Here is a 22,185-nt window from a genome sequence, read left to right on the forward strand (position 1 = left end):
CAAACCGCGCCGTTCCCACGCAACTCAGAACCGGAAGTTGGTCTTGCTAGGGGACTCGAAGCTGAAGCAGCTCCGGCTGTCGACCGCGTCGACCACAGCAAGGTTCTGCAATTCCAGAATGGACGCCATTGTTTTCACCTCCCTCGCTTGACTAGCTGGGCTGTCGGCGACCGCAGGTCGAGGAGCGGCAGAACCGCCGCCGTACCCTCGTACACCGCGTGCAGGGCCAGCAGGATGCCTGCCGAGCCCATCGCCAGGTCCATGGAGACGCGCTGCAGCTGCTCGCCGGGGAACGCCAGGTTTCCGCCGCGGTCCAGGGCGTGCCAGCCGAGCCGTCGCACGTGTTCCCGCAGCGCGGGACCGTCCTCTTCGATGCCGAGTTGCGCGATCATCGCGATGATGCCCGCGCGTCCGCTGAACATCCCGGGCTGATAGACGAATGGCACCGAAAAACCCCGCCGGATACCGGCCAGGATCCGGTCCAGCTCGGGATCGTCGCGTCGCCGCAGGTACTCCCGGACGACGAGCCCGACACCCCCGCTGCCGCCGTCGAGGTAGAACAGATAACGGTGGCCGTCCCGGAGCTGGAAGGTCCCGTCCGGAAGCAGTTCGCCCCGATCGAGGTCGGCGCGCAGCGCCCGGTGGGCGAGATCCAGATAGCGGGATGCGCCGGTCTCCTCGTGCAGCCGGAGGAAGAGCACCGCCATTCCGGCGGGCCCGCGCAACAAGCCTTGGTCACCTGTCCATTTCGTCCGCCCCATCAGCACGTCGGCTGCGTCTTCGCCGGCGCGCATGGCGGCCTCACGTAGTTCGTCGTCACCGGTGACGTGCGCGAAGTGCAGTAGGTTGAGCGCCCGGCCGGCCGTCCCGGCGTAGAGGTTCGTCGAAGACCGCAGGTGGTCGAACTGCCGGGCCGACTTCAGCATCTCCAGTGCCTCATCGTGTCTGCCGAGCGTGTCGAGCACCGCGGCGACGCCGTGGGTGCCGGTGTAGAGCCCATGCGGTGGCCGTCCGGGTGATTCCCGGGCAGCACGGACCAGCCAGGCGATGTAGTCCTCCGGTACAGCGGCGCCGACCTGGTGGAGTGCGAAGAGTACTCCCGCGGCGCCGTGCGCGATCCCGGCACCGCCGGTGCGGAACTGGGCGGGCCCGCCGGGGAACAGCCGATCCGGGCGGTCCGGCGTGGCGCTGGCGTGGATGCCCGCGACCAGGGAATCCCGGATCCGGGGCCAGGACGGGTGTTCCGGCATGAAGAACTCGGCGGCCTCGTCCCGCCCGAGCTCTGTGCCTTCGGGGTTCAGCGTTCGCATCAGCTCGGTGCCCAGCTCGGCGGGCATTCCCTCGGTCTCGCAGGCCTGCCTGACCAGCGTCGTGACCTTGCGCCGGTCCAGATCGATCAGCTGGTTGGACATTGTGAACAGGTAGAGCCGAAGACAGCTCAGGGAGTGGAGATCCACCGCTGCGCCGGTCGCGTCGGCCGGGGCGGTGAACCCCGGCACCGCCACGTCCTGCGGCGCCTCGTCGGTCAGATCAGTGGCGAACTCGAAATCCACGAACGCGATCCGGCCGTCCGGCCGGATCAGGACGTTCCGCGGATGCAGGTCCCCGAAGCCGACTCCGCGAGCGTGCACAGCCATCAGCGCCCGCGTCACCCGATCGAGCACTTCGACGGCCCAGGTCCGGTATTCGGCGATCTGCGCGGCAGCCGGTGCCGGATGCACCATGGGCCGGTGACTCTGGATGGCCTCCAGCAATGTCATACCGTCCACGTACTCTTCGACCATGAAGTGGTGGTCCTGCACCACGAGGTAATCGAGGAACCGAGGCACGCAGTCGAGCCCGGCGAGCCTGAGCAGCGCGGTCCGCGCCAGGCCCAGCCGGGCCACCGCGTCCCGCTCGTGCCGGTCGACGCCGGCGTGCGGCCGCGCCTCCCGGAGCACCACCTGTGCACCTGACCGATCCTTGGCGAGGTAGATGCCCCCGGCGTTGGAGAAGTGAAGCGCCTTTTCCACCTCGTAAGGAAGTGCCGCGTCGCCACCCGAGCGCAGAGCTTCCAGATGGGGCTCCAATACCTCCGGCGTCCGGACCCATTCCGGCACGGTGAAAACCGGTGCCCGGCGATCAGGGACGAGATTTCCGTGCGGATCCTTGATGGCCAGTACCGGTCGGTCGTCGTCGCCCTGGCACCACATTTCAGTGAACGCCCCGTAACGCACGTAGAGCGGACCAGCGCCGATGCGCAGATCACCCAGGACGTACGGACCGGTCATGCCGCCGAGCCGGTCGCCGAGCGTCTCCAGCGCGTGGGCGAGTTGCACCTCGTCGCGCGGGTACAGCGTCGCGAGTTTGCCGCTGGCGCCCCGCGTCGCGTATTTCGCGTTGGCCAGCAGAACCGCGTCCCGGCTGCGCAGGAACTTGAAACTCATCGCATTCGCCACGCAGTAGTCCCAGACGGCGTCGAGACACTGCGGTGTTTCGGCCAAGGTCACCGAAACGTGGATCTTCCACCCCTGGGAGGGGGCGGCGGCGTGGGGCGCGTGGAGACCGACCCACATGTCCCATTCATCACGCTGCCAGCCGCCGGGAACAGGACGGTCCGCCAGAACGAACCGGTTGCCGGCGTCGTCTATCCGGTCCGGTGTCTCGAAGAAGGTGTCGTCCGCCAGGCAGTAGGCCCAGTAGCTCTGCTCATCCATTTCGGTCCCCGTTCTGATGCGGAGGCGAACGCCGCTGTCACCGCCGAACCCCGCTGTACGATGTGGTCGAGGTTGGCAGTCGCCGTCGACAATCCGTCGACAACCGGTCGACAGGTGGATCAGCTCGGCCCGGAGACCCGGTCCCGGATGGTCGAACAGGCCGGCCAGATCGCCGAACGGATCCGCATCCGGCTGCCGACGATCACCGCCGCGCTGTCACAGACCACCGAAGGCGCGGGCAGTCGGCTCAGCCAGGCGGTTTCCGCGGGCTGCTCGGGTTGGCCAAGCCGACGCCGAAGTCACTGCGCGGCAGGTCTGGTCGCGGGCCCGGGCGACCCGAAGGGGCAGCCGGGTGTCACGCTGGCCCAGGTCGCCGACCCGGACCACGAGGTGGAACACCGGCCCGAGGGGGCGTATCTCCTTCAAAGCCCTACAAGCTGCACCTGCGGCGACGCGGGTCCGGAAAAGGCGGCCGAATTCCGGGAGGCTCGCGAGGAGTTCGTACGCTCGGGGCTCATCCGTGCCTACGCCTGGAGCACCGACGACCCCGCCCGCGCCGCCGTCTTCGCCAAGGGCGCGCACTGCACGGCCGAGCACGCGCTCAACGTCCTCCAGGACGCGCCCGACATGCTCCGGCTTGTGAGGAGTCGCTCGGCTTGGCGCCGAACTTGAAGTTCGGGCCCTGCGAGCTGCCGGCCTCGGGGGCGGACCGGGCCTTGGGGACGGTCGTGTCCGTCCCCAGGCCGTAGAGCGTTTTCAGGCGTGTGTCAGGCCTGAGAAAGTGGGTAGAGGGTCAGGTTTTCCTCTGACGGGCTCGGTGTACGGTCCCGGGATGCGTGATTGTTCTCGGCTCACTCGGCGTGCCGCCCTGGGTCTGACGGCCGCCGCCCTTCCCCTGTCGGCATCCGCACCCGCCTCCGCCGCGACGGCCATAGGCGGCGAGCGGCTGGCCCGCACAGGGATCCAGGTGCGCGGCGCCACCGGACTGCCCGGGAAGCTCACCGCCCGCTCCTGGCTCGTCGCCGACCACGACACGGGTGAGGTACTCGCCTCGTTCAACGCGCACCGGCGCCTGGCACCCGCGTCCACGCTGAAGATGCTGTTCGCGGACACCGTGCTGCGGAAGCTGGACCGCGACCTGAAGTACAAGGTCACCGACGCCGACCTGGCCGACGTCCCGGCCGGCTCCAGCCTGGTCGGCGTCAAGCCCGGCATCACCTACACCGTCCATCAGCTCTGGCAGGGCGTGTTCCTGCGCTCCGGCAACGACGCCGTGCACGTCCTGGCCCACCTCAACGGCGGGCTGGCGAAGACGGTCGCCGAGATGCAGGCCAAGGCCGAGGACCTGCAGGCCCTGGACACCCATGTGGTCAGCCCCGACGGCTTCGACCACAAGGGCCAGCTGTCCTCGGCGTACGACCTGACCCTCTTCGCCCGGCACGGGCTGAGGGACGGCGACTTCCGGGGCTACTGCGGCACGAGGACCGCCGGCTTCCCGGCGGGCGGCAAGAAGACCTTCCAGATCCAGAACACCGACCGCCTGCTGACGGGGGCGTGGGGCCTCGACACGTACCAGGGCCTGATCGGGGTGAAGAACGGCTACACCAGCCACGCCGGCAACACCTTCACCGGCGCGGCCGTGCGCGGCGGGCGCACCCTGCTCGTCACGGTGATGCACCCCGAGAGTGGCGGCAACGCCGTCTACGAGGAGACCGCCGCGCTGCTCGACTGGGGCTTCGGCAAAGGGAGTTCGGCGCAGGCGGTCGGCACGCTGGTCGAGCCGCTCAGCGAGGGCGGCGCGAAGGCGGGCGCGAGTCCGACGCCGACGCGCAGGGCCGCCGAGGCCGCCGCCGGGGCGCCGGGCTCGGGCGGCTCGTCGGCCTGGCGGCTGCTGGAAGGGGCCGCGGGGACGGTCGCGTTGCTCAGTGCGGGGGCGTGGGCGCTGCGGCGGCGCAGGACGGCGGCACCGGCCGGGGGCGGACCGGACGCGGAGCAGTCGGCGTAGGCCGATTCAAGCGGCAGCCGTTCCACCCACCGGTGCGTACCCCGCGCCTTCGTGCGAGGTCCACCCCCACTCCGGTGCCGTGGAACGGCTGCCGCTTCCCCCCTCGGTGTGGTCGACGGAACCCCAGTGTTCTACATGTGAAGCTCTGGTGGAGGAAATTTGAGCATAGGCCCCCTATCGGCCGCAATACCGCAGACGTTGAAATTCCGCTTGTGTGGGTCGAGGAGTTGACGAACCGTGGGACGCCCAGCCGCGACCCACCTACGGCATCGTCGTCGCGAGGACCGTCGCGAACCGCACGTTCGCCTCCGGAGGCAGTTCCGCGAGACGGAGCCGTCGTTGATGATCGGCCCGCCCCGCGGATTGTGCTCCCTCATCTGCCGGTACGCCGCCTGCGCGCACAGGACGCCCCGTTGAGGCTGGTGTCCACCACGTGCCGGCAGGCGTCGTGGGACAGCTCCTCGACGGGCACCCGCGGGGGCCGGAGACGCCCGCGCTGTTGAACAGCAGGTCGACGCGCCCGAAGCGGTCGACGGCGGCGGCGAACAGTGCGGCCACCTCCTCGGGCCGCGCCACATCGGCGCGTACGGCCGGCGAGGCGCCCGAGGGCGCCAGTGCCCCCGTCCCCGCCGGCTTCTCCCGGCGCCGCCCCACCGGCCATCCGGCCCGCAGCAGTTCCACGGCGACCGCCCGCCCGATGCCGGAACCGGCGCGGGTCACCACCGCGATCTTCGACTGCCCGGCAGAACCCCTGGCACTCATGGCCCCGCAGCCCACGAGTCACACCACCTCAGACCTCCATGGGATAACGCACCCCGATCCGCTCCCGTATCGCGTCCAGCGTCCGCATCACCGCGAGCGTGCCGTCCAGCGGGACCAGCGGGGACTCCGTCTCGCCCGCCCGCAGCGCCCGCATGACCTCCTTCGCCTCGTGCCTGAGGCTGCTGCGCGGCCCGTCGGCCGGGTCGGCGGCGAACTCCTCCGGGTCGCGGCCGTCGCGGTGCAGCACGAAGCGGTCCGGGTGGAAGAAGCCGTACGGGATGTCGATCCGGCCGTGCGAGCCGGTCACCGACGCCGAGACGGACGTACCGCCGACGATCGAGCAGTGCACCGAGGCGAGCGCGCCGCCGTCCCAGCACAGCAGGGCGCCCGTCTGGAGGTCGACGCCCTCGGCGGACAGCGTCGCGCGCGCGGCCACGTCGGACGGCTCGCCCAGCAGCAGGTGCGCGAACGACACCGGGTACACACCGAGGTCGAGCAGCGCACCGCCGCCGAGCGCCGGGTCCCGCAGCCGGTGCGCGGGCGGGAAGGGACCGGCGAGACCGAAGTCGGCCTGCACGGTGCGCACCTCGCCGATCGCGCCGTCGTCGACCAGCGCCTTCAGCCGCCGTACCAGCGGGTTGCAGTACATCCACATCGCCTCCATCAGGAAGCGTCCGCGCCCGCGCGCCAGCGCGACCAGCTCCTCGGCCTCGCGCAGGTTCAGGGTGAACGGCTTCTCGCACAGCACGTTCCGCCCGGCCTCCAGGCACAGCCCGGCGGCGGCGCGGTGCGCCGAGTGCGGGGCGGCGACGTACACGACATCGATGTCCTCGTCCCCGGCCAGCGACTCCCAGCCGCCGTACGCCCGCGGGATCCCGAACCGCTCCCCGAACGCCCGCGCCGACTCCTCACTCCGCGAGGCCACCGCCACGATCTCCGCGTCCGGCAGATCCACCAGGTCCGCCGTGAACGCGGCGGCGATCCCGCCCGTCGCCAGGATCCCCCACCGCACGCTCCGCTCCGCCATCCCCACCCTCGCTCATGTGATCCCCGGCACCGTGTACGACCGGCATGGTGTACGAGCTGAGAGCATAGGTGGCGGTCGAGTCGGAGAGGGAGGGGCACATGGGCGAGCACGCGGCGGCGTCGGCACCGGAACTGGGGCAGGGGTCCGCACCGCGGGAGCCGTCGGTCCCGGCCGCGCGCCGCACCGGCCTGCTGATCGTCCTCGTCCTCGGCGGCCTGACCGCCACGCCCCCGCTGGCCATGGACATGTACCTCCCGTCCCTGCCGGAGGTCACCCGCGCCCTGCACGCACCCGCCGCGACCGTCCAGCTCACGCTCACCGCCTGCCTGGCCGGGATGGCGCTCGGGCAGCTGGTGATCGGCCCGATGAGCGACCGCTGGGGCCGCCGGCGCCCCCTGCTCGCCGGCCTCGCCGTCTACCTGGTCGCCACCGCCCTGTGCGCCTTCGCGCCCACCGTCGAGGCCCTGGTCGCCTGCCGGCTGGCGCAGGGGCTCGCCGGCGCGGCCGGGATCGTCATCGCGCGGGCGGTGGTACGGGACCTGTACGACGGCGTGGCCATGGCCCGCTTCTTCTCGACCCTCATGCTGGTATCGGGGGCCGCGCCCATCGTGGCACCGCTGATCGGCGGACAGATCCTGCGGGTGACGGACTGGCGGGGCGTGTTCGTGGTGCTGACGGTGGTGGGGGCCGTGCTGGCCGCGGTGGTCTGGCTCCGGCTGCCCGAGACCCTGCCGCCCGCCGAACGGCACGCCGGCGGCGTCGCCGAGGCCCTGCGCGCCATGCGCGGCCTGCTCGCCGACCTGCCCTTCACCGGCTACATGCTCGCGGGCGGCTTCGCCTTCGCCGCACTGTTCGCCTACATATCCGCCTCGCCCTTCGTCATCCAGGAGATATACGGCGCCTCCCCGCAGACCTTCAGCCTGCTGTTCGGCCTGAACTCCGTCGGCCTGGTCGTCGCCGGGCAGGTCAACGGCAAGGTGCTGGCCGGCCGGGTCCGCCTGGACAAGGTGCTGGCCGTCGGCCTGACCGTGACCGTCCTCGCCGCGACCGCGCTGCTGCTGATGTCCGCCGGCGCCCTCGGGCACGTCGGCCTCGCCCCCGTCGCCGCCGCCCTCTTCGTGCTGATGTCCGCGATGGGTGTCACCCTGCCCAACGCCCAGTCCCTCGCCCTGCTGCGCACCCGGCACGCCGCCGGCTCCGCCTCCGCGCTGCTCGGCACCTGCTCCTTCCTGGTCGGAGCGGTCGCCTCGCCGCTGGTCGGCGTCGCCGGGGAGCACACCGCCGTGCCCATGGCCGTCGTCCAGCTGGCCGGAGCACTGGTCGCGCTGGCCTGCTTCGTGGGAATGTGCCGACCCTGGAAGACACGTACGGGGACGGAGGGCGGGGGTCGTCCCGCGCGAGCGACGTCGAGAGTGGGGGAGGAGAGCTGAGCGCACCGAGACTGCGCGTCGACACCCCGGAACGGGCCGGGCTCGACGCCACGGAACTCGGCCACCTGGTCCGCGAGGTCCGCGACCTCACCACCGGGGAACGCCCCTGGGCGGCGGGCGTCGTCGCGGTGGCCGGGCGCGGGCCGGTGATCGCCGTGCGCGAGGCGGCCGGCTGGGCGGTGCGCTACGTCTCCTACGACCCGCAGACCGACGCCGGCGTCGAACTGCCGCCCGCCGAACGGGTGCCGATGACCGTCGACACCCCTTTCGACCTGGCCTCCCTCACCAAGCTGTTCACCTCGGTCGCCGCCGTACAGCAGATCGAGCGGGGCACCCTCGGCATCGACGCCCGGGTGGGCGCCTACCTGCCCGAGTTCCGTGGTGCCGCCGAGCACGGCATCACCGTACGGCAGCTGCTCACCCACACCTCGGGGCTGCGCCCCGAACTGCCGCTGTACGACTGCCCCGACGACACCGCGCGGCTGGCGCTGCTGCGGGCCGAGGCGCCGACCGGGCAACCGGGGACCTACCTCTACTCCGACCTGAACATGCTCCTGCTCCAGTTCGTGCTGGAGCGCGTCACCGGCCGCACGCTCGACGTCCTCGTCCACGAGGGCATCACCCGGCCGCTGGGGATGACCTCGACCCGCTTCGGGCCGTGCCCGGGCGCGGCGGCCACCGAGGACCAGCGGCGGCCGTGGGCCAAGGCGGACCGGGGGATGCTGCGGGGCGTCGTCCACGACGAGAACGCCTGGGCGCTGGGCGGGGTGGCCGGGCACGCGGGCCTGTTCGGCTCGGGCCGGGACCTCGCGGTCTTCTGCCGCACCCTCCTCGCGGGCGGCGCCTACGGCCCCGCGCGTATCCTCGGCCCCGACTTCGTCGAACTCCTGCTGACCCCGCCCGGCCTGGGCTTCGCCGTCGACCAGCCGTGGTTCATGGGGGAACTCGCGTGCCGGGGAGCGGCGGGCCATACGGGGTTCACCGGGACGTCGCTCGTACTGGATCCGGCGACGGACACGTTCCTGGTGCTCCTGGCCAACACCGTCCATCCCCGCAGGCGGCCGCCGGACAGCCGGCCCAGGGCAGCGGCGGCGACCCATCTGGCCAGGGCGGTTTGTCCGCGGCCATAGAATCGCCGGGTGAACGACCCCCTGACCCCGGCCGAAAGACTCCGCGCCACCCTCACCGGTCTGCTCGACGGGCTGCCGCCCCGACAGGCCGCCGGGGCCGTGGAACGGCTGATCGCCAGCTACCGGGGTGAAACCCCGACCCACGCGCCGATCCTGCGGGACCGCGCGGACGTCGCCGCGTACGCCGCCTACCGGATGCCGGCGACCTTCGAGGCGGTGCGGTCGGCGCTGGCGGCGTTCGCGGACGCGGTGCCCGGGTGGGTGCCGGGCAGCCATGTCGACGTCGGCGGCGGGACCGGCGCGGCGACCTGGGCGGTCACCGCTACCTGGGACGGGCCCCGGCCGGTGACCGTGCTGGACTGGGCCGAGCCCGCGCTCGCCCTCGGCAGGGAGATCGCCGCTACCCACCCGGCGCTGCGGGACGCCCGCTGGCAGCGCGCCCGCATCGGCGCGGCCCTCACCCTCGAGCCCACCGATCTGGTCACCGCCTCCTACGTGCTCAACGAACTCTCCGAGCCCGACCGCGCCGCCCTCGTCGACGCCGCCGCGCACGCCGCCCAGGCCGTCGTGATCGTCGAGGCCGGCACCCCGGCCGGCTACGCCCGCGTCATCGAGGCCCGCGACCGGCTCATCGAGGCCGGCTTCCGGGTCGCCGCCCCCTGCCCGCACAGCGCCGCCTGCCCCATCGCGCCCGGCACGGACTGGTGCCACTTCTCCGCGCGGGTCAGCCGCTCCTCCCTGCACCGCCAGGTCAAGGGCGGCTCCCTGGCGTACGAGGACGAGAAGTTCAGCTACGTCGCCGCCACCCGCCTCCCCTCTGCCCCCGCCCGCACGCCCGGCGTCACCCCGGCGCCCGCCCGCGTGGTCCGGCGCCCGCAGATCCGCAAGGGCCAGGTCCTCCTCGACCTGTGCGAGGCCGACGAGCAGCTGCGCCGGACGACGGTCACCAAACGCCACGGCGACCTGTACAAGGCGGCACGGGACGCGGACTGGGGCGACGCGTGGCCGCCGGAGGAGCCCCACGACCCGGTGTCATAGCCGCTTGTTAGCTTCGACCCATGGTCAAGAAGCCAGCGCCCGACGCCACGCGCCGCAGCGAGAGGTCCCGTCGCGCGATCTACGCCGCCGCCCTCGCCCTCGTCGCGGAGGCCGGGTACCCGAAGACGACCGTCGAGGGGATCGCCGCCCGGGCCGGGGTCGGCAAACAGACCATCTACCGGTGGTGGCCGTCGAAGGCGGAGGTCCTGCTGGAGGCCTTCCTGGACCTGGGCGAGCAGACGGCCCGGGAGGCCGGGCAGGAGCCGTACAGCGTCCCGGACACCGGTGACCTCGCCGCCGACCTCAAGACGGTGCTGCGGGCCACCGTCGACGAACTCCTCGACCCCCGCTTCGACGCCCCGGCCCGGGCGCTGGCAGCCGAGGGCGTGGTCAACGAGCAGCTCGGCCGCCAGGTCGTCGGCAAGCTCCTCGAACCCCAGCTCCAGCTGTACGTCGACCGGTTGCGCGCCGCGCAGGACACGGGGGAGGTGCGGGCCGGGATCGACCCGCGCATCGCCCTGGAACTGTTCGTCTCGCCGCTGGCCCAGCGCTGGCTGCAACGCACCGGGCCGCTCTCCCACGGCTACACCGACACCCTTGTCGACTATGCGCTGTACGGTCTCGCCCCGCGCTGACCGCATGGTCGGCCTTGCCCCGGATGCCCCCCGGAGCACGGGAAGGTGGGACGATAGGGCATGCTGTCCGCACAACGGCGAGGCGAGGGGATAGATGAGCGGGACGTTCCACGGCCGGTCCGGCCGGCAGGGCAGAATCTCCCAGTGGCTGCGCGGACGGCGCCCGAAGGAGACCGCCGACGACGGCGGCCGTGAGGCCCTGCTGCTGGCCGCCGCCGGAGCGGGACTGCCGCTCGCGCCCGCCGCGCACCCCGCGCCCGGCTACCGCTGTTCCTGCGACCGCGTGGGCTGTCCCACCCCGGCCCGGCACCCGGTGTCGTTCGCCTGGCAGACGCAGTCCACCACCGACCGCGCCCAGATCGAGCGCTGGGCCCGGCACCAGCCGCAGGCCAACTTCGTCACCGCGACCGGCATGGTGCACGACGTCCTGGACGTGCCCCTGGAGGCCGGGCGGGAGGCGCTCGAGAGGCTGCTCGGCTCCGGCGTCGAGGTCGGGCCGGTCGCCGAGAGCGACGACGGCCGCATGCTGTTCTTCGCCCTCACCCGGGGCACGCCCGAGGACGAGGACGAGTGGTGGCCGTGTGAGCTGGACTGCCACCCCGAGACCATGGACGAGCACCCGGGCCTGCGCTGGCACTGCCGGGGCTCGTACGTGCTGGTCCCGCCGGCCCGGCTGCCGGGCGACGGCCGGACCGTGCGCTGGGTACGCGGCCCGGAGCATCCGCTGCCTGACCCGCTGAGCCTGCTGGAGGCCCTCACCGACGCCTGCGCCCGCCACGCCGGCGAGGAACCCGGCCACCCGGCGTCGGCCTGGCCGCTGCGGCACTGAGCGCGCGGGCTATCCGCCCTGTGCCGCCGTCAGTCCCTGGATCCGGCCCAGCACCGACACCTTGCCGCCCGCCTTCGGGTCCAGCGCGACCTCGTTGGAGACGAGCTCCAGCGTCAGCGACTGCTTGACCTCGCCCTTGGTCAGGGCCTGCACGTCCTTGCCGGGGACGGGCACGGAGGTGCCGGCGGCGGCGGTCTCCTTCTCGTAGTGGTGCGTGGTGAAGAACACCAGCGCCCCGCCGTCGGCCGTGCGCAGCGCCAGCGGTGCGTAGTCGCCGCTGGTCAGCGGCTCGTCGATGTACTGCGTGACCAGACCCGGCTTCCTGGCGCCCTTGACGCGGTCCGCGCGCCACCCGCTGGTGTGCGTGCCGTCCGCGAAGGCCGGCCCGCCGCTCTTCAGGTACGTCGCGTACTTCTGGCTCAGCGCCTGCGGCCTGACGGCCAGTGAGGCGGAGTTCGCGGGGACGGCCTCGCCCCAGCCGTCCTTGTCCTTCTTGAACTCGGGCACGCTGTCGGGGGTCACCAGCGTCACGTACGCCACCTGCCAGGCCTTGGCCAGGTCGTCGCGGGTGAAGACGAACAGCCAGCGCGCGTCGCCGCCCTTGTTGGCGGCGGCGTCCACCACGAACCAGCGCGGCCAGCCGGCCTTCTTGACGATGGTGTACTTCGCGTCCGACAGCTTCAGCGGCGTGTGCCCGGCGTTGCCGCCCGGGCTGTTCACGTGCCCGGCCTTCAACCGGGCCCCGTCGATGTCGGCGAACGCGCCGGTGACGTACTTCGCGTCCAGGGATCTGTCGTACGCCTTGTCGGCCTTGTTGTACGCGTCCGTGAACTGCTTCAGCGCCTTCGCGGCCTCGGCACGGGTGGCGGCGGGGAGCACCTCGCGCTCCCCGTGCACCACCACGCATCCGCTCGCCGTCAGCGACAAAGCGCTCAGCGAGGCCGCTATGAGCGCGCTCCGGTCACGCTTGCGGAGCCTGCGAGGGCTGCGATCCCTGGTCATCAGGTACGTTCACCTTCCCCTTCCCGGAGGCGAACCCTACCGGGGAGAGGAACAGCGCGAGCGTGGGGATCAGGTACAGCAGCCACACCGTGACCTGGATCACCGTCGGATCGGGCTGGAAGTTCAGAACGCCCTTGAGGAGGGTGCCGTACCAGCTGTCCGGCGGGATGGTGCCGCTGATGTCGAAGGCCAGGTCCGTCACACCCGGGACGATCCCGGCCTCCTGCAGGTCGTGGAAGCCGTACGCCAGCACGCCCGCCGCGACCACGACCAGCATGCCGCCGGTCCACGTGAAGAACTTGGCGAGGTTGATCTTCAGAGCGCCCCGGTAGAACAGCCAGCCCAGCAACACCGCCGTGGCCAGGCCCAGCGCCACGCCGACCAGCGGGCGCGGGGTGCCGTCGCTGGCCGCGTGCACGGACGCCCACACGAACAGGGCGGTCTCCAGGCCCTCCCGGCCCACGGCCAGGAACGCCGTCGCCACCAGCGCGCCCGTGCCCATGGCCAGGGCCGCGTCCAGCTTGCCGTGCAGCTCCGACCTCAGATGCCGGGCGGTGCGCCGCATCCAGAAGACCATCCAGGTCACCAGGCCCACCGCGAGGACCGACAGGGACCCGCCGAGCGCCTCCTGTGCCTTGAACGTCAGCTCCTCCGAGCCGAATTCGAGAACGCACCCGAAGCCCATCGCGATGGCCACCGCGATCCCGATGCCGGTCCAGATCGGCTTCAGGGCGTCCCGGCGGCCGGTCTTGACCAGGTAGGCGATCAGGATGCAGACGACGAGGCTGGCTTCCAGGCCCTCGCGCAGACCGATCAGGTAGTTGGAGAACACGGGCTACGCCTCCTCGGAGAACAGCGTCCTGCCCCACCAGTCGCCGGAGTCCCGGACACCGGGCGGGACGGCGAAGACCGCCGAACCCACGTGCTGGATGTACTCGTTGAGCGCGTCGTGCGCCGCCAGCCTGCGCTGCACCGGGATGAACCCCTTGCGCACGTCACGCTGGTAGGCCAGGAAGAACAGGCCCGCGTCCAGGCGGCCGAGGCCGTCCGTGCCGTCGGTGAAGGAGTAGCCCCGGCGCAGGATCGTGCTCCCGTTGTTGGAGTCGGGGTGCGCCAGGCGCACGTGCGCGTCCGGCTTCATCGCCTTCAGGAACGGCTCGTCGTGCTCCTTCGCCTTGCCGACGGGGGCGCCCTCGCCCTTGTCGCGGCCGAAGACGTCCTCCTGCTCCTGCAGCGAGGTCCGGTCCCAGGTCTCGATGTTCATCCGGATCCGCCGGGCCACCAGGTAGGACCCACCGGTCATCCACGCCGGGCCGTCGCCGTCACCGACCCACACGAACTTCTTCAGCCGGTCCGTCTCCGTGCCCGCGATGTTGCGGGTGCCGTCCTTGAACCCCATGAGGTTGCGGGGGGTCTGGGCGTCCGGGGTGGTCGAGGAGGTCTTGCCGAAGCCGAGCTGCGACCAGCGGATGGCGACCTTGCCGAAGCCGATCCGGGCCAGGTTGCGGATCGCGTGCACGGCGACCTGCGGGTCGTCCGCGCAGGCCTGGATGCACAGGTCGCCGCCGGTACGGGACTTGTCGAGGTTGTCCCCGGGGAAGGCGGGCAGGTCGACGAGCGCCGCGGGCCGCTTGTCCTTCAGCCCGAACTTCTCGAAGAAGGACGGCCCGAATCCGATGGTGAGCGTCAGCCGCGACGGCTTCAGGCCCAGCGCCTCACCGGTGTCGTCCGGCGGCGCCTCGGCGAGCCCGCCGTACGCGCCCTCGCCGACCGCCTTCCCGGCGGTCATCCGGCGCGCGGCGGCCGTCCAGTCCTTCAGCATCTGCACGAACTCGGCGCGGTCGTCGGTCTTCACGTCGAACGCGGCGAAGTGCAGCCGGTCCTGGACGGGTGTGGCGATGCCCGCCTGGTGGGCGCCGTGGAACTCCACCGCCGCGCCCACCTCGGCCGCCGCCGGGTCCACGTCGTTGCCGGCCTTCGCCATCGCCACCGCACCGCCGGCCGCGGCGGCCCCGAGCGCGAGGCCGGCGCCGCCCCAGCCGATCAGGGCGCGGCGGGAGGGGCTGCTTGCCTGTGTGTCCGTCATCGTCGCCCCCTACTTCACAACCGCGGCGGCGAGCTTGGACAGCGGCTCGGCGAGGGCGTTGACCGCGTCGGACAGTTCCTTGCGGTCGTCGGCGCCGACCTTGTCGTAGGAGACGAAGGCGTACGAGGTCTTGTCCGACCGGTACTTGTCGAGCAGCGTGTTCAGGGCGCCGAACTGCTTGTCCAGCTCCTTGGTCAGCGCCGGGTCGTTCTTCGAGGCGACCGGCTTGAGCAGCTCGTACGACTTCTGCGCGCCCTCGACGTTGCCCTTGAAGTCGACCAGGTCGGTGTGCGAGTAGCGCTCCTCCTCGCCGGTGACCTTGCCGGTGGCGACCTCGTCGAGGAGCTCCTTGGCACCGTTGGCCATGGAGGTCGGGGTGATCTCGGCCTTGCCGACCCGCTCCTGCCAGTCCTTCAGGTCGGTCACGAGCTGGTCGGCGAGGGTCTTCTCCTCGGCGCCGATCTTCTTGTCCTTCCAGAGGGCCTTCTCCAGCCGGTGCCAGCCGGTCCACTTCTGGCCGCCCTCCAGGCCGTCCTCGCGGACGTCGACCTTCGGGTCGATGTCACCGAAGGACTCGGCGACCGGCTCGGTGCGCTCCCAGCCGAGACGGGAGGGCGCGTAGGCCCTCTTGGCGGCCTCGAGGTCGCCCGCCTTGACCGCCTTCACGAAGGTCTCGACGAGCGGCAGCGTCTCGTCGGCCTGGTCCTGGGCGTACTCGCGGTAGTCGGCGACCGCCTTGTCCAGCTTCGGGTTCCGCTTGGCGGTCGAGCCGCCCGTGACGGTCAGCTTCTGCCGCACCCCGTGGCCCTTCATGCCCGGGCGGCAGGCGATCTCGTACGAACCGGCCTTCACCTCGGCGGTCAGCGTGTACTTGGTGCCGGGGCCGACGTTCTCCTTCTCGGAGACGATCCGGCCGTCCGGGAAGACGATCTCGACCTCGGTGGCCTTGCTGCCCTTGTTCTCGATCCGCAGCGTGACCTGGCCGGCCGGAACCGACTTGGTGGAGGTGTCGCACGTGGAGTCGGCGGCGGTCACCTGGATGGCTTCGCCGCCCTTGGCGTCGCTCTTCGCCGTACAGGCCGTGAGGGCGGTCAGAGCGGCCGCGGTGGCGGCGGCGGTGACGGTCAGTCGAACGGCTCGCATGCAGGCTCCAAGCGGGGCGGTGTGGTGAGGCTGGCCTAACTTACCTGAGGCTAACCTCAGTCCTACCCACCTGGTCCGTGATTCAGCTCCCACAGAAAAATCACAGACACGGCTTGATGTCGATGGCTCAAATTCGACACCAAGGGAAGGTCAAGAGAAGGTCAAGGAGCTGGGGGTGGGAGATCATTTCCAGCATGGACAGGGAACGCAGGGAACTGCTCGGGCCGAGCCGTCTGGTGCTCGACGTCCAGGGCCGCCCCGGCCCCCCGCCGCTGCGCTTCGAGGCCACCGAGGACGCGGAGCGGAAGCTGTTGCGGCAGGGTGAACGGACGCTCCTGCTGGGCGGAATGGCCGGCGAAGGCTGCTGCTGGGACCTTCACCTGCACCGCCTCGACGCGTACCGCTCACCCCTGCCGCCCCTCCGCTCGGCGGACATGCGCTCGGCGGTCGACTGGGCGCACCGGTACGCCCGTTGGCTGGAGGACGCCCCCGACGGCCCGCTGCACCACGGACGCTGGGAGCTGGCCGGCCGGACCGCCTTCGAGCCGGGCGTCTGGAGCGTGGATCTCGTCCGCGACTGGCCCACCGGCAGCCTCGGGCTGTACTGCGGCGGCGGCTGGCACGGCGTCCTGCCCCTGCGCGAACTGTCGCCGCCCGACGCCGCCCGCGTGAAGGCGTACCGCAGGCACGCCCGCGAGGGCACGCTCGCGCCCGTCCTGCTGTGGTGGGTGTCGTTCCTCGGCGGCTGGATGATCCTCGACGGCCACGACCGCGTGGTCACCGCCCTCGCGGAGGGCCGCACCCCGCAGTGCGTGGTGCTGACCCTGGTGTCCGACGAGGAGCAGTGGCGGCGCGGGGCGGAGAAGATGGCCGAGGGCCACCGGCGCCACCTGGAGCGGCTGGCGGCGCTGCCCGCGAACCCCGGACTCGAACGCCGACGGGCCGCGCTGGAAGAGGGCTGTGCCAACGCTCTGGCCGACCTGCCGTACGAACCGGCCCGGACCCGCTCCTGGCACCTCCCCGGCGGCGCCCCCGCCTGGGACGCCCTCGCCGCCCGGGTGATGTTTCAATTCCCGGGTGACTGACTACGACGTGCTGCGCGTCTTCTGCGCGGCCAACGGCGGATACGGCAACGAGCTGGGCGTCGTCCGCGACGGTTCGGTGCTGCCCGAGCGGAGCGACCGGCAGGCGTTCGCGGCGAAACTCGGCTTCAGCGAGACGGTGTTCGTCGACGACCCGGAGCGCGGGGTCGTCGACATCTACACGCCCACCCTGCGGCTGCCCTTCGCCGGTCACCCCTGCGTCGGCGCGGCCTGGCTGCTGGACGTCCCCGAACTGGTCACGCCGGCCGGCGTCGTCGGCGCCCGCCTGGACGGCGAGTTCAGCTGGATCGAGGCCCGGCCGGAGTGGGCGCCGCCGCGCACCCTGCGCCAGTACGCCACCGCCGCCGAGGTCGACGCGCTGCCCGTGCCGTCACCGGGCGAATGGGTTTACGCCTGGGCGTGGGAGGACGAGGCCGCCGGCCGGATCCGCGCCCGGGCCTTCCCCGGCCGGGACGACGGCATCGAGGAGGACGAGGCGACGGGCGCGGCGGCCCTGCTGCTCACGGACCGGCTGGGCCGCGCGCTCAACATCACCCAGGGCTCGGGATCCCAGATCCTCACGGCGCCCCAGCCGGGCGGCTGGATCGAGGTCGGGGGACGGGTCTACCTCGAGCGCTGAGCCGCCGTCGGCCCCGGAAGCCCACGCCGGAACCGCTCCGGCGGGACGAAGGGCCCCGCCACCGGATCCGCCGCCGGCCGCGCCGTGGGCCCCTCCGGTTTTGCCGACAGCCTGTCGGTAAATGCCTACGGCAGCGTGAGGATCTCCGCCCCCGTCTCGGTCACCACCAGCGTGTGCTCGAACTGCGCCGTCCGCTTGCGGTCCTTGGTCACCACGGTCCACCCGTCGTCCCACATGTCGTACTCGTGCGTGCCCAGCGTCAGCATCGGCTCGATGGTGAAGGTCATCCCGGGCTGCATGACCGTCGTGGCGTGCGGGCTGTCGTAGTGCGGGACGATCAGCCCGGAGTGGAAGGACGAGTTGATGCCGTGACCGGTGAAGTCCCGGACCACGCCGTACCCGAAGCGCTTGGCGTACGACTCGATGACCCGGCCGATGACGTTGATCTGCCGGCCCGGCTTGACCGCCTTGATCGCCCGGTTGAGGGACTCCCGGGTCCGCTCCACCAGCAGCCGCGACTCCTCGTCGACGTCACCGACCAGGTAGGTGGCGTTGTTGTCGCCGTGGACCCCGCCGATGTACGCCGTCACGTCCAGATTGACGATGTCGCCGTCCCTGAGGACCGTCGAGTCCGGGATGCCGTGGCAGATCACCTCGTTGACACTCGTGCACAGGGACTTGGGGAAACCGCGGTAGCCGAGCGTGGACGGGTAGGCGCCGTGGTCGCACATGTACTCGTGGGCGACCTTGTCCAGCTGGTCCGTGGTCACGCCCGGCGCGATGAGCTTCGCCGCCTCCTCCATGGCCCGCGCGGCGATGCGCCCGGCGACCCGCATCGCCTCGACGGTCTCGGGGGTCTGCACCTCCGGCCCGGTGTACGGCGTCGGCGCGGGCTTGCCGACGTACTCGGGGCGGCGGATGTTTCCGGGGACCGGACGGGTGGGAGACAGCTCCCCTGGTGCGAGCAGCGACTGGCCAGACATGCCAGCGAGTCTAACCAGCGGGCGTGGGGGAACATGTCGGTGGCGAGAGGAGCTGGTCATGGCCCTGTTCAAGAAGCGGACCGCCGGGAAGCCCGGCGAGTGGTACTACTGCCTGGAGCACAAGAAGGTCGAGGAGGGGCCCGAGTGCCCCGCCAAGGACCGGTTCGGGCCGTACACCACCCGCGCAGAGGCCGAACACGCGATGGAGTCCGCTCGCGAGCGCAACCTCCAGTGGGAGAACGACCCGCGCTGGCACGACGCCCCGTCGGGCGGGAGCACCGACGAGGACTGATCAGGCCTGTGCCGGTGCGGGTGTGCCGGTCGCGCGTCGCTGCCGCATCCGCACCGGGTGCTCGTTGGTCCGGGCGTCGTACGTCATCGGCTTCGGCAGGCACAGCGCCGGCAGCCCCACCGCGCCCGCGCACGGCAGCCCGCCCGACCAGACGGACGCCCGTACGCCCCACCATGCGGCACAACCGCCCGACCTGTCCGGCGGCCGGCCCGGCCGAGGACGACAGCAGCTCGATCCCGGCGAGCCGCCCGCGCAGCTCGTCCGGGATCGTCTGGTTCCCCATGGCACCCCGGAAGATCCTGGAGTGGGCGGGGCAGCCGCTTTTCGCCGGTGGGGAAGTCACCACGGGGAAGGCGGTGGTGCCGTCAGCGTCTCCGTCAGCCGTGCCAAGCGGTCCCGGAACCGACGGCGCCCCTTGGGGGAGGCCACCGCGTTCTCTCCCGCCGCCGCGCTGACCAGGTGCTGCACGCTGTCCAGGTCCAGCTCGGCCCCCTCCGGGACGGCCAGCGTCTCGTGTGCCATCGACTCCAGCTCACCCCCGCCCGCGCCCAGGGCCAGCACGGTCACCCCGGCCCGCCGGGCAGCGTGGACCCGTTCGAGCAGCGCCGCGGGCTCCCCCGGAGCCACCACGAGCAGGGTCTCGCCCCGCCGCGCCGCCTCGATCCGCCCGGGCCCGACCGCCAGGTGCGCCGGGTCCGAGGGGCGCGCGTCGTGCCGTACGAGGGTGGGGGCCAGCTCGGGCGTGCCGGACCAGGCGGCCTCGTCCACCAGGTGGGCCGCCAGGTGCCAGGGCTCGTACTCCGGGGTCCCCACCAGCAGCAGCCCGCCGCCGTGCGTCACCACCGATCCGCGCAGCACACCCCCGAACCGCCGCGTGGCTCCCAGCCACTCGGTCCCGGCGAGCACTTCGCGCAGCAGCGTGACCCGTACGGCGTCCATAAGGCCGCATACTGCCGTAATCGGTCACTGTCGACGTGCAGTTCACCCCGAATTCGCTCAACTCGGGGACAGTGGCCGGTCACTGGAGGTCCCCTTCGCCGATGGCGGGCGCCGGGAGTCGGCGCCGCAGGTGCCCGTGACGCGGCTCACCTGAGCCGGTGGGGCGGCGGTGGGGCAGCGGTGGCGGACGTAAAGTCGGCCCATGACCTCTACCGACAGTGCTGCACAGACCCCCGCGAAGGCTCCCGTCAAGGACCCCTGGGACCTGCCCGACGTCTCCGGGCTGGTCGTCGGCGTGCTCGGCGGCACCGGGCCGCAGGGCAAGGGCCTCGCCTACCGGCTCGCCAGGGCCGGCCAGAAGGTGATCATCGGCTCGCGGGCCGCCGAGCGCGCGCAGGCCGCCGCCGAGGAGCTCGGCCACGGCGTCGAGGGCGCCGGCAACGCCGAGACCGCGCGGCGCAGCGACATCGTGATCGTCGCCGTGCCCTGGGAAGGCCACGGCAAGACCCTGGAGTCGCTGCGCGAGGAACTGGCCGGCAAGCTCGTCGTGGACTGCGTCAACCCGCTCGGCTTCGACAAGAAGGGCGCCTACGCCCTGAAGCCGGAGGAGGGCAGCGCCGCCGAACAGGCCGCCGCGCTGCTGCCGGACTCGCGGGTCACGGCCGCCTTCCACCACCTGTCGGCGGTACTCCTCCAGGACCCCGAGACCGAGGAGATCGACACCGACGTGATGGTCCTCGGCGAGGAGCGGGCCGACGTGGAGACCGTCCAGGCGCTGGCCGGGCGCATCCCCGGCATGCGCGGCATCTTCGCCGGGCGGCTGCGCAACGCCCACCAGGTGGAGTCCCTGGTCGCGAACCTGATCTCGGTCAACCGCCGGTACAAGGCACACGCGGGGCTGCGCGTCACGGACGTCTGACCGCATGGGGGACACTGGTGCCCGAAGCAGTGTCCCCCGACAGGAGCCGACCGACATGCCCCGCCTCGCCCTCTGTGCCCTCATCGTCTGCGTGCTCGCCGCGGCCGCGGCGGTCGTGTCCTTCCTCCAGGGCAGCTGGCTGGGGATCGTCTGGGTGCTGATCGCCGGTCTGTCGTCCAACATGACCTGGTACTACCTGCGCCGGGGCAGGGCCGCCTACCAGAAGCGGTAGAGACTCCAGCCGTAGGACGCGTCGAACCCGGCGACGCCCAGCCCGCGCAGGATCGTGTCGATCACATCGAAGAAGGCGTTGTTGACCGACGGCACCCACAGCAGCGCGAACACGAACAGCAGGCCGAACGGCGCGAACGGCTCCACCTGGCGCTTGACGTTGTACGACAGCCAGGGCTCGAGCACGCCGTAGCCGTCCAGGCCGGGGACCGGCAGGAAGTTCAGGACCGCGGCCGTCACCTGGAGCAGTGCGAGGAAGGCCAGCGCGAACCGGAAGTCACTGGGCACCCCGTCCAGCGCGTCCAGCCAGAACGGCGCCGTGCACACCGCCGCGAACAGCACGTTCGTCAGCGGCCCCGCCGCCGATATCAGGCTGTGCCGCCACCGCCCCTTGATCCGGCCCCGTTCGATGAACACCGCGCCGCCCGGCAGCCCGATCCCGCCCATGATCACGAACAGCACCGGGAGCACGACGCTGAGCAGGGCGTGCGTGTACTTCAGCGGGTTCAGCGTCAGGTAGCCCTTGGCGCCGACCGTGATGTCCCCGCTGTGCAGGGCGGTACGCGCGTGCGCGTACTCGTGCAGGCACAGGGAGACGATCCAGGCGGCCGTCACGAACAGGAACACGGCGACGCCCGGCTGGTCGGCGAACCCCGTCCAGGTGGCCCATCCCGTGACCGCCATGACGGCCACGATCCCGACGAAGACGGGACTGATCCGGCGGTCGCTGTGGCGGCTGGTGGCTGTGGTCATGCGGGCGACTCCTGTGGGCCGGGGCTGCAACGGGTACGGTTCGGGGAGCCCGACCGTACCGGGCGCACGGGGAAAACGTCTCGCGGCCGGGTGCCGGTTCCTGGAGGGTGGGGGCATGGGACTCAGGTGTGTGCTGTACGAGAGCTGGCAGATGGAGTGCTGCGGCAGGCCGTTCTCGGTGGGGGACGCGGTGACCTGGCGAGTGATTCCCGTGGAGCCGGGGGACCTGCGGAAGTGGGCCTGGGACGAGGAGCGGTACGCCGGTCTGCTGAGGGTCGAGCACCACGGCGGCCGGGGGCCCGCGGCCACGGGCCGCGTCCGCGCGATCCACCTGGTCCACCAGGAGTACGCGGAGACCGCCCCGGGCTCGAGGAGCTTCGTACCGGTCCCCGGGAAGCGGTCGCTCGAACCCGTCGACAGCTGCCCCAAGTGGTTCGGACACGGCGCGCCCGTCCCCGGCCCGGGCCGCCGGAGCACGCGCAACACGGACGGCGTCCTCGTCACCCTGGACGTCGCCGACGCCCCGCCGCCCGAACCCCGTGACCGGCGGTGAGATCACCGGG

Annotated in this window: 21 protein-coding genes and 3 pseudogenes; 13 read left to right on the plus strand and 11 right to left on the minus strand. The window is 71.9% G+C overall.

Features of this window, described 5'->3' with window-relative positions; all coding sequences use genetic code 11:
• Positions 1 to 134 precede the first annotated feature (134 nt).
• Positions 135 to 2,696, minus strand: coding sequence for a class III lanthionine synthetase LanKC (gene lanKC / locus ACIBBH_RS00750; RefSeq protein WP_399400495.1), 2,562 nt, complete (start codon positions 2,694 to 2,696; stop codon positions 135 to 137).
• A gap of 447 nt (positions 2,697 to 3,143) precedes the next feature.
• On the opposite strand from lanKC, the pseudogene ACIBBH_RS00755 reads away from it, so the two are divergent.
• Together ACIBBH_RS00755 and ACIBBH_RS00760 are read left to right on the plus strand one after the other, a co-directional pair.
• Positions 3,144 to 3,335: pseudogene (locus ACIBBH_RS00755) on the plus strand (aldo/keto reductase); the annotation flags it as partial.
• A gap of 193 nt (positions 3,336 to 3,528) precedes the next feature.
• Positions 3,529 to 4,701: a D-alanyl-D-alanine carboxypeptidase family protein gene (locus ACIBBH_RS00760; RefSeq protein ID WP_399400497.1), complete on the plus strand. Its 1,173-nt coding sequence runs from the start codon at positions 3,529 to 3,531 to the stop codon at positions 4,699 to 4,701.
• A gap of 308 nt (positions 4,702 to 5,009) precedes the next feature.
• Here the strand turns inward: ACIBBH_RS00760 and ACIBBH_RS00765 are convergent.
• Positions 5,010 to 5,463: pseudogene (locus ACIBBH_RS00765) on the minus strand (SDR family oxidoreductase); the annotation flags it as partial.
• Between the two features lie 28 nt (positions 5,464 to 5,491).
• Positions 5,492 to 6,490 (minus strand): Gfo/Idh/MocA family protein, encoded by a 999-nt coding sequence (locus tag ACIBBH_RS00770; RefSeq protein WP_399400499.1) that lies wholly within the window; start codon positions 6,488 to 6,490, stop codon positions 5,492 to 5,494.
• 98 nt (positions 6,491 to 6,588) lie between these two features.
• On the opposite strand from ACIBBH_RS00770, the gene ACIBBH_RS00775 reads away from it, so the two are divergent.
• From ACIBBH_RS00775 to ACIBBH_RS00795, 5 genes are all read left to right on the plus strand, one after another.
• Positions 6,589 to 7,920, plus strand: coding sequence for a multidrug effflux MFS transporter (locus ACIBBH_RS00775; RefSeq protein ID WP_399400501.1), 1,332 nt, complete (start codon positions 6,589 to 6,591; stop codon positions 7,918 to 7,920).
• Positions 7,845 to 9,050: a serine hydrolase domain-containing protein gene (locus ACIBBH_RS00780; protein WP_399401448.1), complete on the plus strand. Its 1,206-nt coding sequence runs from the start codon at positions 7,845 to 7,847 to the stop codon at positions 9,048 to 9,050. Before ACIBBH_RS00775 ends, ACIBBH_RS00780 begins: the two co-directional genes overlap by 76 nt.
• 9 nt (positions 9,051 to 9,059) lie before the next feature.
• A complete protein-coding gene (locus ACIBBH_RS00785; protein WP_399400503.1) occupies positions 9,060 to 10,088 on the plus strand; it encodes a small ribosomal subunit Rsm22 family protein in 1,029 nt (342 codons plus the stop codon).
• 20 nt (positions 10,089 to 10,108) lie between these two features.
• Entirely contained in the window at positions 10,109 to 10,723 is a 615-nt protein-coding gene (locus ACIBBH_RS00790) for a TetR/AcrR family transcriptional regulator (RefSeq protein WP_399400504.1), read from the plus strand.
• Positions 10,724 to 10,817: 94 nt separating this feature from the next.
• Complete coding sequence (locus ACIBBH_RS00795) at positions 10,818 to 11,552, plus strand: bifunctional DNA primase/polymerase (protein WP_399400506.1); 735 nt, start codon at positions 10,818 to 10,820, stop codon at positions 11,550 to 11,552.
• A 9-nt stretch (positions 11,553 to 11,561) separates the two neighbouring features.
• On the opposite strand, the gene ACIBBH_RS00800 is transcribed toward ACIBBH_RS00795, so the two are convergent.
• From ACIBBH_RS00800 to efeO, 4 genes are read right to left on the minus strand one after another with little or no spacing between them, the layout of a single operon-like run.
• On the minus strand, positions 11,562 to 12,554 hold the full coding sequence (locus ACIBBH_RS00800; protein ID WP_399400508.1) for a hypothetical protein: 993 nt from the start codon (positions 12,552 to 12,554) through the stop codon (positions 11,562 to 11,564).
• Positions 12,514 to 13,386, minus strand: coding sequence for an iron uptake transporter permease EfeU (gene efeU / locus ACIBBH_RS00805; RefSeq protein WP_399400510.1), 873 nt, complete (start codon positions 13,384 to 13,386; stop codon positions 12,514 to 12,516). Before efeU ends, ACIBBH_RS00800 begins: the two co-directional genes overlap by 41 nt.
• Positions 13,387 to 13,389: 3 nt before the next feature.
• Positions 13,390 to 14,640, minus strand: coding sequence for an iron uptake transporter deferrochelatase/peroxidase subunit (gene efeB / locus ACIBBH_RS00810; RefSeq protein ID WP_399400512.1), 1,251 nt, complete (start codon positions 14,638 to 14,640; stop codon positions 13,390 to 13,392).
• A gap of 9 nt (positions 14,641 to 14,649) precedes the next feature.
• Entirely contained in the window at positions 14,650 to 15,783 is a 1,134-nt protein-coding gene (efeO, locus tag ACIBBH_RS00815) for an iron uptake system protein EfeO (RefSeq protein ID WP_399400514.1), read from the minus strand.
• Between the two features lie 194 nt (positions 15,784 to 15,977).
• Between efeO and ACIBBH_RS00820 the strand changes: the two genes are divergently transcribed.
• Entirely contained in the window at positions 15,978 to 16,868 is an 891-nt protein-coding gene (locus tag ACIBBH_RS00820) for a hypothetical protein (RefSeq protein ID WP_399400516.1), read from the plus strand.
• Positions 16,861 to 17,505: a PhzF family phenazine biosynthesis protein gene (locus ACIBBH_RS00825; protein ID WP_399400518.1), complete on the plus strand. Its 645-nt coding sequence runs from the start codon at positions 16,861 to 16,863 to the stop codon at positions 17,503 to 17,505. Before ACIBBH_RS00820 ends, ACIBBH_RS00825 begins: the two co-directional genes overlap by 8 nt.
• A gap of 125 nt (positions 17,506 to 17,630) precedes the next feature.
• Here the strand turns inward: ACIBBH_RS00825 and map are convergent, their stop codons facing one another.
• A complete protein-coding gene (map, locus tag ACIBBH_RS00830; protein ID WP_399400520.1) occupies positions 17,631 to 18,488 on the minus strand; it encodes a type I methionyl aminopeptidase in 858 nt (285 codons plus the stop codon).
• 58 nt (positions 18,489 to 18,546) lie between these two features.
• Between map and ACIBBH_RS00835 the strand changes: the two genes are divergently transcribed.
• Positions 18,547 to 18,780 carry a hypothetical protein gene (locus ACIBBH_RS00835; RefSeq protein WP_399400522.1) on the plus strand — a complete coding sequence of 78 codons (234 nt, stop codon included), beginning with the start codon at positions 18,547 to 18,549 and terminating at the stop codon, positions 18,778 to 18,780.
• Here the strand turns inward: ACIBBH_RS00835 and ACIBBH_RS00840 are convergent.
• A pseudogene (locus ACIBBH_RS00840) lies at positions 18,781 to 19,096 on the minus strand (MFS transporter); the annotation flags it as partial.
• Between the two features lie 23 nt (positions 19,097 to 19,119).
• Positions 19,120 to 19,719 carry a hypothetical protein gene (locus ACIBBH_RS00845; protein WP_399400524.1) on the minus strand — a complete coding sequence of 200 codons (600 nt, stop codon included), beginning with the start codon at positions 19,717 to 19,719 and terminating at the stop codon, positions 19,120 to 19,122.
• A gap of 202 nt (positions 19,720 to 19,921) precedes the next feature.
• Between ACIBBH_RS00845 and npdG the strand changes: the two genes are divergently transcribed.
• A complete protein-coding gene (gene npdG, locus ACIBBH_RS00850; protein WP_399400526.1) occupies positions 19,922 to 20,638 on the plus strand; it encodes an NADPH-dependent F420 reductase in 717 nt (238 codons plus the stop codon).
• Between the two features lie 4 nt (positions 20,639 to 20,642).
• Complete coding sequence (locus ACIBBH_RS00855) at positions 20,643 to 20,870, plus strand: hypothetical protein (RefSeq protein ID WP_399400528.1); 228 nt, start codon at positions 20,643 to 20,645, stop codon at positions 20,868 to 20,870.
• Here the strand turns inward: ACIBBH_RS00855 and ACIBBH_RS00860 are convergent.
• Positions 20,855 to 21,622 (minus strand): site-2 protease family protein, encoded by a 768-nt coding sequence (locus ACIBBH_RS00860; protein ID WP_399400530.1) that lies wholly within the window; start codon positions 21,620 to 21,622, stop codon positions 20,855 to 20,857. The two genes, ACIBBH_RS00855 and ACIBBH_RS00860, sit on opposite strands and share 16 nt — an antisense overlap.
• A 115-nt stretch (positions 21,623 to 21,737) precedes the next feature.
• Here ACIBBH_RS00860 and ACIBBH_RS00865 point away from each other — a divergent pair, with 115 nt between their 5' ends.
• Positions 21,738 to 22,175 carry a DUF6578 domain-containing protein gene (locus ACIBBH_RS00865; RefSeq protein ID WP_399400532.1) on the plus strand — a complete coding sequence of 146 codons (438 nt, stop codon included), beginning with the start codon at positions 21,738 to 21,740 and terminating at the stop codon, positions 22,173 to 22,175.
• Positions 22,176 to 22,185: the final 10 nt, after the last annotated feature.

It is taken from the genome of Streptomyces sp. NPDC051636 (assembly GCF_044453765.1).
Classification (GTDB): domain Bacteria; phylum Actinomycetota; class Actinomycetes; order Streptomycetales; family Streptomycetaceae; genus Streptomyces.

Excerpts from the sequence above, each read along its gene's own strand:
- lanKC (WP_399400495.1), bottom strand. The coding sequence starts at position 2,696 with ATGGATGAGCAGAGCTACTGGGCCTACTGCCTGGCGGACGACACCTTC.
- ACIBBH_RS00760 (WP_399400497.1), top strand. The coding sequence starts at position 3,529 with ATGCGTGATTGTTCTCGGCTCACTCGGCGTGCCGCCCTGGGTCTGACG.
- ACIBBH_RS00770 (WP_399400499.1), bottom strand. The coding sequence starts at position 6,490 with ATGGCGGAGCGGAGCGTGCGGTGGGGGATCCTGGCGACGGGCGGGATC.
- ACIBBH_RS00775 (WP_399400501.1), top strand. The coding sequence starts at position 6,589 with ATGGGCGAGCACGCGGCGGCGTCGGCACCGGAACTGGGGCAGGGGTCC.
- ACIBBH_RS00790 (WP_399400504.1), top strand. The coding sequence starts at position 10,109 with ATGGTCAAGAAGCCAGCGCCCGACGCCACGCGCCGCAGCGAGAGGTCC.
- ACIBBH_RS00795 (WP_399400506.1), top strand. The coding sequence starts at position 10,818 with ATGAGCGGGACGTTCCACGGCCGGTCCGGCCGGCAGGGCAGAATCTCC.
- ACIBBH_RS00800 (WP_399400508.1), bottom strand. The coding sequence starts at position 12,554 with ATGACCAGGGATCGCAGCCCTCGCAGGCTCCGCAAGCGTGACCGGAGC.
- efeB (WP_399400512.1), bottom strand. The coding sequence starts at position 14,640 with ATGACGGACACACAGGCAAGCAGCCCCTCCCGCCGCGCCCTGATCGGC.
- efeO (WP_399400514.1), bottom strand. The coding sequence starts at position 15,783 with ATGCGAGCCGTTCGACTGACCGTCACCGCCGCCGCCACCGCGGCCGCT.
- ACIBBH_RS00820 (WP_399400516.1), top strand. The coding sequence starts at position 15,978 with ATGGACAGGGAACGCAGGGAACTGCTCGGGCCGAGCCGTCTGGTGCTC.
- map (WP_399400520.1), bottom strand. The coding sequence starts at position 18,488 with ATGTCTGGCCAGTCGCTGCTCGCACCAGGGGAGCTGTCTCCCACCCGT.
- ACIBBH_RS00835 (WP_399400522.1), top strand. The coding sequence starts at position 18,547 with ATGGCCCTGTTCAAGAAGCGGACCGCCGGGAAGCCCGGCGAGTGGTAC.
- ACIBBH_RS00845 (WP_399400524.1), bottom strand. The coding sequence starts at position 19,719 with ATGGACGCCGTACGGGTCACGCTGCTGCGCGAAGTGCTCGCCGGGACC.
- npdG (WP_399400526.1), top strand. The coding sequence starts at position 19,922 with ATGACCTCTACCGACAGTGCTGCACAGACCCCCGCGAAGGCTCCCGTC.
- ACIBBH_RS00855 (WP_399400528.1), top strand. The coding sequence starts at position 20,643 with ATGGGGGACACTGGTGCCCGAAGCAGTGTCCCCCGACAGGAGCCGACC.
- ACIBBH_RS00860 (WP_399400530.1), bottom strand. The coding sequence starts at position 21,622 with ATGACCACAGCCACCAGCCGCCACAGCGACCGCCGGATCAGTCCCGTC.
- ACIBBH_RS00865 (WP_399400532.1), top strand. The coding sequence starts at position 21,738 with ATGGGACTCAGGTGTGTGCTGTACGAGAGCTGGCAGATGGAGTGCTGC.